Annotated in this window: 14 protein-coding genes and 1 tRNA gene; 10 read left to right on the top strand and 5 right to left on the bottom strand. The window is 59.4% G+C overall.

Annotated features, from left to right (window positions below; genetic code table 11):
* Window positions 1-13: 13 nt before the first annotated feature.
* The 7 genes from OPC11_RS10470 to OPC11_RS10440 all read left to right on the top strand — a co-directional run bounded on the left by OPC11_RS10470 (window position 14) and on the right by OPC11_RS10440 (window position 6,803).
* Window positions 14-2,200: an elongation factor EF-2 gene (locus tag OPC11_RS10470; RefSeq protein ID WP_264781832.1), complete on the top strand. Its 2,187-nt coding sequence runs from the start codon at window positions 14-16 to the stop codon at window positions 2,198-2,200.
* Between the two features lie 581 nt (window positions 2,201-2,781).
* Window positions 2,782-3,321: a hypothetical protein gene (locus OPC11_RS10465; protein WP_007979657.1), complete on the top strand. Its 540-nt coding sequence runs from the start codon at window positions 2,782-2,784 to the stop codon at window positions 3,319-3,321.
* A complete protein-coding gene (locus OPC11_RS10460) occupies window positions 3,318-4,268 on the top strand; it encodes a homoserine dehydrogenase (protein WP_264781831.1) in 951 nt (316 codons plus the stop codon). Before OPC11_RS10465 ends, OPC11_RS10460 begins: the two co-directional genes overlap by 4 nt.
* Before the next feature lie 145 nt (window positions 4,269-4,413).
* Window positions 4,414-5,679, top strand: a complete 1,266-nt coding sequence (gene tuf, locus OPC11_RS10455) for a translation elongation factor EF-1 subunit alpha (protein ID WP_007979654.1) — start codon at window positions 4,414-4,416, stop codon at window positions 5,677-5,679.
* Between the two features lie 3 nt (window positions 5,680-5,682).
* On the top strand, window positions 5,683-5,991 hold the full coding sequence (gene rpsJ / locus OPC11_RS10450; protein ID WP_007979652.1) for a 30S ribosomal protein S10: 309 nt from the start codon (window positions 5,683-5,685) through the stop codon (window positions 5,989-5,991).
* Between the two features lie 117 nt (window positions 5,992-6,108).
* Complete coding sequence (locus OPC11_RS10445; protein WP_264781830.1) at window positions 6,109-6,726, top strand: rhomboid family intramembrane serine protease; 618 nt, start codon at window positions 6,109-6,111, stop codon at window positions 6,724-6,726.
* A 5-nt stretch (window positions 6,727-6,731) separates the two neighbouring features.
* Window positions 6,732-6,803, top strand: a tRNA-Ala gene (locus OPC11_RS10440).
* Between the two features lie 438 nt (window positions 6,804-7,241).
* Here the strand turns inward: OPC11_RS10440 and OPC11_RS10435 are convergent.
* A complete protein-coding gene (locus OPC11_RS10435) occupies window positions 7,242-8,336 on the bottom strand; it encodes a hypothetical protein (RefSeq protein ID WP_264781829.1) in 1,095 nt (364 codons plus the stop codon).
* 143 nt (window positions 8,337-8,479) lie between these two features.
* Complete coding sequence (locus tag OPC11_RS10430; RefSeq protein WP_264781828.1) at window positions 8,480-8,737, bottom strand: ArsR family transcriptional regulator; 258 nt, start codon at window positions 8,735-8,737, stop codon at window positions 8,480-8,482.
* A 295-nt stretch (window positions 8,738-9,032) separates the two neighbouring features.
* On the opposite strand from OPC11_RS10430, the gene OPC11_RS10425 reads away from it, so the two are divergent.
* The 3 genes from OPC11_RS10425 to OPC11_RS10415 all read left to right on the top strand — a co-directional run bounded on the left by OPC11_RS10425 (window position 9,033) and on the right by OPC11_RS10415 (window position 10,491).
* On the top strand, window positions 9,033-9,167 hold the full coding sequence (locus OPC11_RS10425) for a formate dehydrogenase accessory protein FdhE (RefSeq protein ID WP_232423797.1): 135 nt from the start codon (window positions 9,033-9,035) through the stop codon (window positions 9,165-9,167).
* A 433-nt stretch (window positions 9,168-9,600) separates the two neighbouring features.
* Window positions 9,601-10,077 (top strand): Lrp/AsnC family transcriptional regulator, encoded by a 477-nt coding sequence (locus tag OPC11_RS10420; protein WP_264781827.1) that lies wholly within the window; start codon window positions 9,601-9,603, stop codon window positions 10,075-10,077.
* A 108-nt stretch (window positions 10,078-10,185) separates the two neighbouring features.
* Entirely contained in the window at window positions 10,186-10,491 is a 306-nt protein-coding gene (locus OPC11_RS10415; RefSeq protein ID WP_018128918.1) for a HalOD1 output domain-containing protein, read from the top strand.
* Window positions 10,492-10,500: 9 nt separating this feature from the next.
* Here OPC11_RS10415 and OPC11_RS10410 read toward each other — a convergent pair whose 3' ends face one another.
* From OPC11_RS10410 to OPC11_RS10400, 3 genes are read right to left on the bottom strand one after another with little or no spacing between them, the layout of a single operon-like run.
* A complete protein-coding gene (locus OPC11_RS10410) occupies window positions 10,501-11,109 on the bottom strand; it encodes a uracil-DNA glycosylase family protein (RefSeq protein WP_264781826.1) in 609 nt (202 codons plus the stop codon).
* Between the two features lie 28 nt (window positions 11,110-11,137).
* A complete protein-coding gene (locus OPC11_RS10405) occupies window positions 11,138-12,421 on the bottom strand; it encodes a ribonuclease R family protein (RefSeq protein ID WP_007979633.1) in 1,284 nt (427 codons plus the stop codon).
* Between the two features lie 42 nt (window positions 12,422-12,463).
* A complete protein-coding gene (locus OPC11_RS10400) occupies window positions 12,464-12,766 on the bottom strand; it encodes a hypothetical protein (protein WP_007979631.1) in 303 nt (100 codons plus the stop codon).
* Window positions 12,767-12,799 lie beyond the last annotated feature (33 nt).

Raw genomic sequence — 12,799 nt, 5'->3', positions numbered from 1 at the left:
GGGATACCCATATATGGGTAGACGAAAGAAGATCGTCGAACAGTGTGAGCGGCTCATGGACAAACCGGAACAGATCCGGAATATCGCCATCGCCGCCCACGTCGACCACGGTAAAACGACGCTGACGGACAACCTTCTCGCTGGTGCGGGCATGATCGCCGACCAAGGCGAAGCCACCCAGTTGATGATGGACACGGAGGAGGACGAACAGGAACGCGGTATCACCATCGACGCGGCGAACGTCTCGATGACCCACGAGTACGAGGGTGAAGACCACCTCATCAACCTCATCGACACGCCGGGCCACGTCGACTTCGGTGGCGACGTGACTCGTGCGATGCGCGCCGTCGACGGTGCGCTCGTCGTCGTGGACGCGGTCGAAGGCGCGATGCCGCAGACGGAGACCGTCGTCCGACAGGCACTCCGCGAAGGTGTTAAGCCGACCCTGTTCATCAACAAGGTGGACCGACTCATCTCGGAACTCCAAGAGGGTCCCGAGGAGATGCAACGCCGCCTGCTCAACGTCATCGACGACGTGAACGAGCTGATTCGCGGCATGACCGAGGACATGGACGACGTGGACGACTGGACCGTCTCCGTCGAAGACGGAACCGTCGGATTCGGGTCGGCACTCTACAAGTGGGGTGTCTCCATGCCGTCGATGCAGGCGACGGGCATGGACTTCGGGGACATCATGGAACTCGAACGCAACGACAATCGCCAAGAGCTTCACGAGAAGACGCCGCTGTCGGACGTCATCCTCGACATGGTCTGTGAGCACTTCCCGGACCCCATCGAGGCCCAACCCCGTCGTATCCCGCGCGTCTGGCGTGGTGACGACGACTCGGAACTCGCCGAACAGATGCGACTCGTTGACCCGGACGGCGAAGTCGTCCTGATGGTCACCGACATCGGTATCGACCCGCACGCTGGCGAAATCTCCGCCGGTCGTGTCTTCTCCGGCACGCTGGAGAAAGGACAAGACCTCTACATCTCCGGAACCGTCGGAACGAACCGCGTCCAGAGCGTCGGTATCTACATGGGTGGCGAACGCGAGGAAGTGGAGCGCGTCCCTGCCGGGAACATCGCGGCCGTCACCGGTCTGAAAGACGCTATCGCCGGTTCCACGGTATCGAGCGTGGAGATGACGCCGTTCGAGTCCATCGAGCACATCAGCGAACCCGTCATCACGAAGTCCGTCGAGGCAAAGAGCATGGACGACCTGCCGAAACTCATCGAGACGCTCCGACAGGTCTCCAAGGAAGACCCGACCATCCAGATCGACATCAACGAGGACACGGGTGAACACCTCATCTCCGGACAGGGTGAACTCCACCTCGAAGTCATTACCCAGCGTATCGAGCGCAACCAGGGTATCCCGGTGACGACTGGTGAGCCTATCGTCGTCTTCCGCGAGCAAGTTCAGGGGGCGACCACCGAAGTCGAAGGTATCTCCCCGAACCGCCACAACCGGTTCTACATCACGGTCGAACCGCTTGGCGATGAAATCGTCGAGAAGGTTCGACTCGGCGACGTGTCGATGGACATGCCCGAGCAGGACCGCCGTGAGGTCCTGCAGGAAGCCGGTATGGACAAGGACACCAGCCAGAACGTGGAGCACATCCACGGGACGAACATCCTCATCGACGACACGAAGGGTATCCAGCACCTGAACGAGACGATGGAACTCGTCATCGAAGGGCTGGAAGAGGCGCTCGATAACGGTCCGCTCGCGGCCGAACCCGTTCAGGGGACGCTCATCAAACTTCACGACGCGCGTCTCCACGAGGACACCATCCACCGTGGTCCGGCACAGGTCATCCCTGCGGTCCGACAGGCAGTGCACAACGCACTCATCCACGGTCACGTCAAACTCCTCGAGCCGATTCAGAACGTCCGCATCGACGTTCCGAACGAGCACATGGGTGCCGCGTCCGGCGAGATTCAGGGTCGCCGTGGCCGCGTGGACGACATGTACCAAGAGGGCGACCTCATGGTCGTCGAAGGTATCGCGCCCGTTGACGAGATGATCGGGTTCTCCTCGGACATCCGCAGTGCGACGGAAGGTCGTGCGTCGTGGAACACCGAGAACGCCGGGTTCCGCGTCATGGCGGACAACCTCCAACCCGAGACCATCATGGAAATCCGAGAGCGCAAGGGGATGAAGTTGGAACTCCCGCAGGCCGTCGATTACTTCTAATCGACGCTCACCGCTTTCGAACCCCTATCTTTTGAGTCTCTCCCGAGTCAGGAACTCGATTTCGCTCGTCACGTCGCCGTCCGCGCGATATCGTTTCTCACGTGCCATCGCCACCAACCAGCGCTCGCTCTTTCGCGGCGAGATGCGTCTCACGGGATCGTCGGCGTAGAATCGTCCGCATCGCGCACCGCATGGTTTTCGACGTCACTACGTCAGAATGGGCGTCTCGTTCCGAGTACGACTGCGCAGCTATCGGTCACCCCGGATGACGATCTCCGCGTCGCATACCGGGCACACGCGGTCACGGCTATCGAAGGCCGTCTGGCAGAACGCACACACGTGGTCTTCATTCGTACTGGTACTGCTCGCACCGACCGCGTCGGTAAATCGCATCATCTATCACCGATTCACCCGTTCACGGTCCACGGGTATTACTACGACCCCGTTAACGCATGACATAGGCTGTGACTAACGCCGGTTTCACATCGTTTTTCTCCGTTGCATCCCGTTGCCGTCCTTCGATTGGAGAATTTTGCGACCGACTCAAGGCTTATTGCCTCCCGCCCCCCAATCCTGTCATCATGAGCGACCACGGCGGCGGCCCGGTACAAGCGTACACGGTTCGTTTGGAACTCTCGGACGAACCGGGTGAACTGCTCCGGGCTCTCGAACCGATTGCCGACTACGGTGGCAATCTACTCAGTGTCTTTCACGAACGCGGCTCACTCACTCCTCGCGGCAACATCCCGGTTGAAGTCGATTTCGAGTGTCATCCCAACCGGTTCGAAACTATCGTTTCCGCGCTTCGCACAGCGAGCATCAACGTCATCCGCGCGGGTGCGGAGCGATACGACGAGGAAGTGACCGTTATACTAACAGGTCATATCATCGACACGAACGTCTCGGATACGCTCTCGCGGATCACCGCCGAATCGAACGCGTCCGTCGTCGATATCTCCCTGTCGGCCCCCGCAGGGACGAGCGACGTATCGAGCGCGCGCCTCCGTCTCGCCACGGACTCCGCCGATACGAGCGACGTTCTCGAAACCGTCGAAACGGTCGCGGACGACAAGGATTTGCGCTTCATCGCGCCGTTGACCGACGGGGAGGGGGTCGCATGAAACTCGCCGTGTTCGGTGCCGGTGCCGTCGGTCGGTCCGTCGTCGAGCTAGCGGAGGAGTACGGGCACACCGTGACGGCGCTGGCGGACTCGTCGGGTGCGGTCGTGGATTCGAGCGGCATAGACGTGGCCGCGACGCTCGAACGCAAGGCCAGCGACGGGACCGTCGGGGACGGAGACCCGCAAACCGCGCTCGAAAGCGAATACGACGTGCTGGTCGAGGCGACGCCGACGACGCTCGGCGACGCGCAACCCGGATTCGGCCACGCACGCGAGGCGTTCGCGCGCGACCGTGACGTCGTGTTGGCGAACAAGGGGCCGGTCGCGGAACGCTACGACGAGTTGCGCGCGCTCGAACGCGAGAGCGAGGGAAGCCTGCTGTTCGAGGCGACGGTCGGCGGCGCGATTCCCGTCCTCTCTACCATCACCGACGTCGGGACCGAAAACGTCACCGCGGTTCGCGGCGTCCTCAACGGGACGGCCAACTTCGTCCTCTCGCGGATGGCGACCGAGGGGCTGAGCTACGAGCACGTCCTCGCCGAAGCACAGGACCTCGGCGTCGCGGAGGCCGACCCTTCGTTCGACGTGGACGGAACCGACGCCGCGCTGAAATGCGCGATTCTCGCCAACGTGCTGTTCGACGGCGGCTACACGCTCGCGGACGCGGACGTTTCGGGTATCCGTGACCTGCCGGGAAGCGCCCTCGAACTGGCGGCCGAGGACGGGTGGACGATTCGACTGGTCGGCGAAGTGTCCCCGAACGGCGTCAGCGTCGCGCCGCGGTTGGTACCCGAAAACGGGACGCTCGCCGTCTCGGGGACGCAGAACATCGTCCAGTTCGAGACGAAACACGCGGGGCAACTGAACATCAGCGGACGCGGTGCGGGCGGCGACGAAACGGCGACGGCGGTTCTGGCGGACGTGAGTCGCCTCGAACGGGAAATGTGACCGGCGTCCGTGCCGCAACTAACCATGTCATCTGTTGCCATTAACCGCCAGACGGCGGCGAGATGGCCTGCATAGCGTATCGAAATGGTTTTAACCGCTTCTGCCAAATAATTCCTCCAGAGCGCATCTGCGCGTGAGATATACAATGAGCGACAAACCACACCAGAACTTGGCCGTTATCGGCCACGTCGACCACGGTAAGAGTACGATGGTCGGGCGACTCCTCTTCGAGACAGGGAGCGTCCCGGAGCACGTTATCGAACAGCACCGCGAAGAAGCGGAAGAGAAGGGTAAGGGCGGCTTCGAGTTCGCCTACGTGATGGACAACCTCGCAGAGGAGCGAGAGCGTGGTGTAACCATCGACATCGCCCACCAGGAATTCGACACCGACGAGTACTACTTCACCATCGTCGACTGTCCGGGCCACCGTGACTTCGTGAAGAACATGATCACGGGCGCATCGCAGGCAGACAACGCGGTCCTCGTCGTCGCCGCAGACGACGGTGTCGCGCCCCAGACCCAGGAGCACGTCTTCCTCTCGAAGACGCTCGGTATCAACGAACTCATCATCGCGGTCAACAAGATGGACGTCGTTGATTACAGCGAGGACAAGTACGAAGCAGTCAAGGACGAAGTTTCCAAGCTCCTGAAGCAGGTCAACTTCAAGTCCGACGACGCGACGTTCGTCCCCACCTCGGCGTTCGAGGGCGACAACGTTTCCGAGCAATCGGACAACACGCCGTGGTACGACGGCCCGACGCTGCTCGAGGCCCTCAACGACCTCGAAGCACCCGAGCCACCGACGGACGCGGACCTCCGTCTCCCCATCCAAGACGTGTACACGATCTCCGGTATCGGTACGGTTCCGGTCGGACGTGTCGAGACCGGTACGCTCAACGTGGGCGACAACGTGTCGTTCCAGCCGAGCGACGTCGGCGGCGAAGTGAAGACCGTCGAGATGCACCACGAAGAAGTTCCGAAAGCGGAACCCGGTGACAACGTTGGTTTCAACGTCCGCGGCATCGGCAAGGACGACATCCGTCGCGGTGACGTGTGTGGCCCGGCCGACAACCCGCCGAAAGTGGCCGACACGTTCACGGCCCGCATCGTCGTGATGCAGCACCCGAGCGTCATCACGGCCGGTTACACGCCGGTCTTCCACGCCCACACGGCGCAGGTCGCGTGTACCATCGAGTCCATCGACGCGAAGATCAACCCGTCCACCGGTGAAGTCGCCGAGGAGAACCCGGACTTCATCAAGTCCGGCGATGCGGCAAAGGTCACGGTCCGACCGCAGAAGCCACTCAGCATCGAACCGGCAGGCGAAATCCCGGAACTCGGTTCCTTCGCTATCCGTGACATGGGCCAGACCGTCGCGGCCGGTCAAGTCCTCGAAGTCAACGAGAAGTAAACGATGCAGCAAGCACGAGTCCGACTCGCAGGAGCCAACCCCTCGGACCTCGACGACATCTGCGACGATGTTCGTGAAATCGCCGAGAAAACCGGCGTCTCCCTGAGCGGTCCGATTCCGCTCCCGACGAAGACGCTGGAGATTCCGACGCGCAAGTCGCCCGACGGAGAGGGCACTGCGACGTGGGAACACTGGGAGATGCGCGTCCACAAGCGCCTCATCGACCTCGACGCCGATGAACGCGCGCTTCGACAGCTGATGCGCATCCAGGTTCCGAACGACGTAAGCATCGAAATCGTCCTCGAAGACTAAGGGATACCCCGTATCCCGCTCAGTTCGAGGCCCGCGCAATCTTCTTTCGTTTTTCACCCATCGACCAGCGGGCGCACCGTGTGGTCGTTTTTTGTGCTCTCGGTGATGAGTAGGAGTATGCGTCTCTCTCGCTCGCCGACGATACAGACGCTCGTCGCCTTCGCCGTCGTGTTCGTCCTCCAAACCGTGGTCGGGTTCATCAGGCCGTTTTGGGCGGTGAGCCTGTTCGCCCTCGCGCCGCCCGTGTCGGTTCACCCGTGGACGCTCCCGTTGAGCGTGTACTCCCACGCCAACTTCGGGCACATGTTCTCCAACGCCGTTGCACTGGTACTCGCCGGACTCATCGTCGAGCGGGTGACGACGACGGCGCGCTTTCACGCCTTCTTCATCACCGTCGGGATGCTCTCCGGCCTCGTTCAGGTGTGGGTCGGCGGCCTGTTCTCCCCGACCGCCCCCGCCGTCCTCGGAGCCAGCGGCGCGGTCCTCGGCCTGTACGGCTACCTCCTCGCCGGAAACCCGGTCTCGGACGCCGTGTTCGGACGGCTTCGCCTCTCGCGCCGCGCACAGGCCGTCATCGTCGTCGCGTTCACCACCCTCATCACCCTGATGACGGCCGCGCCCGGCGTGGCGCTCCTCGCCCACTTCACCGGCTTCGCCGTCGGCCTAATCGCGGGACGGCTTCACATACTCCGCGTCGAAACACAAGCTACAAGTAACGACCGGGCGGTACAATAAGTCGAGGGCTCGTAGATCAGTGGCAGATCGCTTCCTTCGCAAGGAAGAGGCCCCGGGTTCAAATCCCGGCGAGTCCACTTCTCTCACTCCACTTCGTTCCGTTCGATCAGTGGACTCGCCGTAGTCCCCCTCGCTTCGGAAGAGCTTCGCTCTTCCGTGCTCTCGTTCACTTCGTTCACGAGAACTTCGCTCGCGGGACTCCCGGCGAGTCCATGATGAGCGGGAATTTACTACGCCACCACATTCTATGCAGGACGAGAATGACAATCCAGTTTACGTTCATCCTCTCCGATAGGTCGTCGGGTAGCAGGGGGGCGTCAAGCTGACTGGATGGGGCTGACGCCATGCTCAACGCTGACTCTGTTGAAACTCTTCACAGAAGACACGAATTGCTTGTCGAATACAGAGAATCTATCTTACAGAACGACGACCTAAGACGAGCACGAATAATGAACCCCTCATCGTCATGAGCGCGGCGTGACCTGTGACAAGTGCGCGGGCGGCCTCAAATGCTCTTAATCACTGCTGGGAGATAACTGCATTAGACTAACAACCTCCCATCGAAAGATAGGATAATAATCCGTATACTCACTTTGTCGTGGATTGCCTGGAACAGCCGCCCTTACTTCGTCAACGAGATCTGATCGATAATTATCGAAGTCTGATTGTTCTATAGCATCCCAAAATATCAAACAACACAGACTGAATGTTATGGGTAAGATAGAAACACTGCTACCTTCTCCATGAACGTTGTAATGTCGTTGGTTGGAGAGAATCTGTAAAAAGTGGTCCATCTCATCAACATCTTCATCTGAATCTATTACTCCAGATAAAGACTTCAGATGTTTTGATTCATATCGACTAATGTCATCCACTTGTGCGAGAGTGTCATTAGTAGTTGGATTTGCGACGTGATATCTCCATAATTGTAGCCGATCATGATATCCTACCCCGGACTTTGAACTGTGATTGCTACTCCATGGACTACTTACCGGTGGATTTTCGAGCCTCCCATCAATTGTCAGAAACCTACTACAGTGTCGACAAACCAATCCGTCCAATAAAGCGAGTGAAACAGGAGAAAATAGTCTTAAAGTGTCTATCTCAGAGACATCATTAGTTAGCCTGAGAGAGTTTTGAATATAATTTTCTACTGATGGATTTGGGTATGGGGCACTCATTCTCAATGGCAAATTGAGTAATCGATTCATCAAGAACATATCATTTATCAAATTAGCGCTCCCAGGAGAAGGAGCGGGGTCTGGATGATATGGATTTGTTATTTTTTCAAATACGTTACTGTTCCTCCGGAGATATTGGACGAAAGCCAAGGTCCACGACCAGTATGAATAGTGCTCAGCAGTGACTACGAAATTTTTCGCCCTGAGAGATACATCACACAAATATCGTGGGAATTCCCTTAGCTCTAACAAGGAAAGGTTATGCACAACTCCATCTAAAAATACATTCTTACGAGATACATGGGAGTTTTCAGCAATCATGACTCCCTCACTCGCTGAGAATCCAGTCCAATCATTGTATTTATCAACGAAATCATCCACTCGTTCTCTAATTGAACCTCCGTCTCCTGTTGGGGTTTCGGGTGACATACTATCTGTCCTGGTCTCTATTTGTATAAATTTTTGTTGCAACAAAAGTAATCGAATAGACCTGAAATTATGCCTGCCACAGACGCGCCATGTATTCAGCACGACTTCTGGAGTCGATTACTTCCCGAGGGCGCATACCGCATCTACTCCTTGTCTCGCTCCAAGTCACTCGCCTCAAGTTCACCGGCGAGATATCGCTTGCCTTTCTCGGTGATGCAGTAGATTCCCCTGTCCTCGTCGTAGTACTCGACCAGCCCTGCCGAATGAAGTTCACGGAGGCGACTCCGTATGTGGGAGATTTGATAATCGATGTTGGCCTGAACCACTGCCGGATTCGCGTTGATCGGCTTGTTACCCTCGTTTAGTAGAAACTCCAAAATAACGTTGTCTGCCCGCGTCATCCATTCTACCCGAGGGCGTCGCATCCGCTTGTAACCAAACCAATTCGTATGTTAATTTGATTGATTCCAATTTCTCACCATCTCTATCGAGACACTGAGTGTATGGTTTGATACGCTAGTGTTAAGTGACTGCTCGAAGATGTCATCATACGGAAGTCAATGACGGACCACCTCATCGCCAACCCAGCCCCATTTTGGCGAGTCGAAGCGTCAGGAATCGAGTCCGTGTGGCTTCCGTACACGCCTGTGAGAAACTATGTGCTCCGAGAATTCGTCGGACGAGAATACGGAATCCGTGTCGGTCCCCGACTGTCCCGTCTGTGGCGCGCCCGTCCTGCTGGTCGTGACGCGCGGGCCGGACACCCACGAGTGTCGGCCCTGTGGCTGTTCGGTCGGGTTGGAAACCGCGCGTGATTTCTTCGAGCGGTGAGAAAATCCCAGCTTCTCGTGAGATTTTCGAATGATTCGCACGTCCCTCGTTCACCGACGTGTCGGAGAGTTGTTTTTCGTCCGTCAATTACCCCCGGGCGGACCACCGTTTCACGGCGGATTCCGGCGGTACGACCGGTTTACGATGGTGATTCGCCCACATCGCCCGATTCCGTTCTCCTAACTGTTTCACCGAGTTCGCGCCCGTCGCACCCCGCTTAGCCGGGATATAATAAAGCCGATAGCGGTATTCGTGTGAAATACGCCCGAAGCCCGGGTGTACTCCCAGGCAAGCGTTCGACGGTGCCGGAGGCGCTGGTGGCGAGCTGGCCTCTCGCCGTGTTTCGGCCATGCCTCCCACGAAAGTTTGTCATCTCGAACGCCTGCCGACTTTTTCAGGACCGAAACCGAGTACCGAGGTCGCTACCAAAACAATGAGCCACGACACACTCGACGAGGTTGACCGCGGCATCCTTCACCTGCTCCAGCAGGACGCACGCAACGTGACGACGACCGAAATCGGCGACGCCGTGGGCGTCTCCGCCAGCACCGTCGGCAATCGACTCCGAGAACTTCGGGAGAAGGGAGTCATCGACGGTTACTATCCCCAGATCGACTACCACGACGCGGGGTTCCCGCTCCGCGTCCTCTTCATCTGCACCGCGCCGATACCCGACCGCGAGCCCCTCGCCGAACGCGCGCTCGACGCGCCGGGCGTGGTCACCGTCAGGGAGATCATGGCCGGTGTCGAAAATCTCCACGTCGAAGCGGTTGCGACGACCCGCGACGACGTGGCCGACGTCGCGCGGAAACTCGACGAACTCGGGGTGGAAGTCGTCGAGGAAGTGCTGGTGAAGAACGAGCACGTGCAACCGTTCGACCACTTCGGGGGCGATACCGTCTCGGAGTGACTCGCGCGCGGTCACTTCGAAATTCGGAAAATACTATCTTCAGAATCGAATTCACACAGATTTTTCCGACATACTTATCCATTGACGAATCTTAGGGGGTGTACCGGAATGGAACATACTCCCTACCGTGTGCAGGACGGTGAGCGTCCCAGTACCGCCGTCGTCAATGCGATTGCGGATTACGAAGATGCCTCCCCGGACGATATCGGACCGCGCCTGTACGACGTTATCGACCCCGACGCGCTGGATTCGCTGTTCCGACCGCGGGTCGACGGCGCAGCCAGGGACGGGGGCAAAGCGGTGTTCCGCTATCGCGACTACGAAATCACGTACGAGAGCGACGGATGGATCCACATCACCGATGACGCGAACCCCCCGGCCGACGCGTCCGGAACTGCACCCGCAGACGAGTGAGAAGACGAGTCAGACGAGTGCCGCGAGCGTTGACTCGATGGCAACGACGTACTCCGATCGGTCGTAGCCGAGCCTCTCTCGCCAGACATTCTCGTAGGATGGGTGGAGGAGCGGCAACAGTACCACGCCGAGGCGTTCGCACTCCACCGGCGACAGCACCCGGTCGAGAAACCCCTCCATCGGTATCGATTCGAAATCGAGTAGAATTTTCGTGGCGTGTTTCCCTGTCGAGACGACGACGGTCGGGTCCACCGTCGCTAGCTCCGTTCTGAGGTGGTCGAAACAGTTGTCGAGTTCTTCCGCCCGTGGCTCTCGATTCGACCCGTCCTCGCCCTCTGGAAAGCACTTCACGGCGTTCGTGAAGTACGCGTCGTACCCGAGGTCGGAAAACAGCGACCTGATTTTTCGCCCCGAGTGGCGCGTGGTGTAGGCCATGCCCGTCCAGTTGCCGCCCCGCCACCGCTCCGCGTCCGGTGCCCCCGCGCCGGGAGCCTCGCCGACGACCATCACGTCGGCCGAACGCGGCCCGGTCCCCCACGAGATGCGGTTTCGGCACTCGACGAGTTCGGGACACCGCGAGCAGTCGGGTTCGAGGACGGTGCGCGAGTCTGGAAACATGGCTGGAAAATCGTCCGTTCGACCGCGTTCAGTCGTCGTCTTCGACGACTTCGATGCCGCGGTTGTTGACCGCGTTGGGGTCGAGTCCGACTTCTTCGAGGAACTGTTTGTACTCGCGTTCGCAGGCCTCCGCGTCGGCCTGCTTGTCGCTGGCGCGGTCACAGAGCGCCACGAGGTCCTCGGGCACGTCGTTCGTGTAGACGATCCAGTGGTTGATGAGGTCCGACAGCCGCCGAATCGGGCTGGTGAAGTGACCGTAGATCTCGAAGTTGAGCGCGTGGTGGCCGCCGAACGGGTCGCTCATGTAGCGAGCGCGGGGCATCACCTTCATCACGGCCCACTGGATTTTGTCGAGCTGTCTGCCCGGTGCATCCTCCAGCGTGGCGTTGACGGCCTTCCGCGGGTCATCCCACGTGCTGCCCGGAATCGAGACGCCGTTCAGGTCCTGAATTTCCTGTAGCGCCTTCCCCCACTCGTCAGGCGTCGGCTGGGGGTGGACGCGGTACATCGCCTCGACGCCGCGGCCCCACATCAGTTCGTGCGTGACCGCCTTGTTCGCCTTCAGCATCGACTCCTCGATGATGGTGTGCGCGCGGTCGCGCCGCGGGTTCAGGACGAGGCTGCCGTCCTCCTTTCGCTGCTCGTGCATCCGGTCTGCGAGTTCGAACGAGAGCTTACACTCCTCGTGTAGCGGCGCGTCCTCGTCGTCGATTCGCTCCTCGGCTTGCGAATAGGTGAGTCGCTCGTCGCTTTGGATAACCGATTTGTAGATGTCGATGGTTTCGTAGGAGAGGTTCTCCTTGTCGAGGTGCATCTCGACGGTGTGCGCGAGGCGGTCCTCGTTCGGTACGAGCGAACAGACCGTCTCCGCCAGCATCGGCGGGAGCATGTGAATCGTGTAGCCGGGGAGATACACCGTGTTCCCGCGTTTGACCGCCTCTTCCCACATGTTCGATTCCGGGTGGACGTAGTGGGTCACGTCGGCGATGTGGACCCAGAGGACGTACTCGTCCTCGCGCTCCTCGACGGAGATGGCGTCGTCGAAGTCCTGCGCGTCGATGGGGTCCGTCGTCCACGTCGTCATATCGCGCAGGTCGGTCCGCTCTTCGGCCTCGTCCTGAATCTCCTGCTGGATGTTCTCGGTTCGCTTTTCGGCCTCGGTCATCACGGCCTGTGGAAATCCGTCCCTGATTTCGAACTTCTCGAACAGTTTTTCGCGCTTGCTGTCGAGTCGCTCGGCGAGGTCTTCGGAGATTTCGACCGGCCCTTGGCCTTCGGCGGTTCCCGCCTCGGCCTGTGCGTCGCTCGTCATGGCCGCTGGTAAGGGTGTTGGGAAGTTAGGCGTATCGACTGACTACCCTTCGCGTTCCTCCAACGGGCCATAACGGTCTTGAACCGCCCTTTCGTACCGGGTCAAAAACTCAATCTGATCGACACGTCCGGCGTCGATGTCCACCAACAGCGCCTCCAGTTCGTCGCGCGGTTGATGGCATAGCTCACGGTGACACGCCTTACAGAGGTGCTCGAACGTCTTTCCGTTTCGCTCCCAGCGGTTCCCTTCCTTATCGTATTCGCGGGCCGCGGAGCGGCGAACGGCGTCGCCACACGCGATGCAGATGACTGACTTTTTCTCCCGGTTCCGCCGGGAACCCCACATACTAGCTCCTTCGACGCCCCCCCACTTCCCCTT

The sequence above is a fragment of the Haladaptatus sp. T7 genome (assembly GCF_026008575.1).
GTDB lineage: Archaea > Halobacteriota > Halobacteria > Halobacteriales > Haladaptataceae > Haladaptatus > Haladaptatus paucihalophilus.
This window is presented reverse-complemented; position numbering and strand designations above follow the sequence as displayed.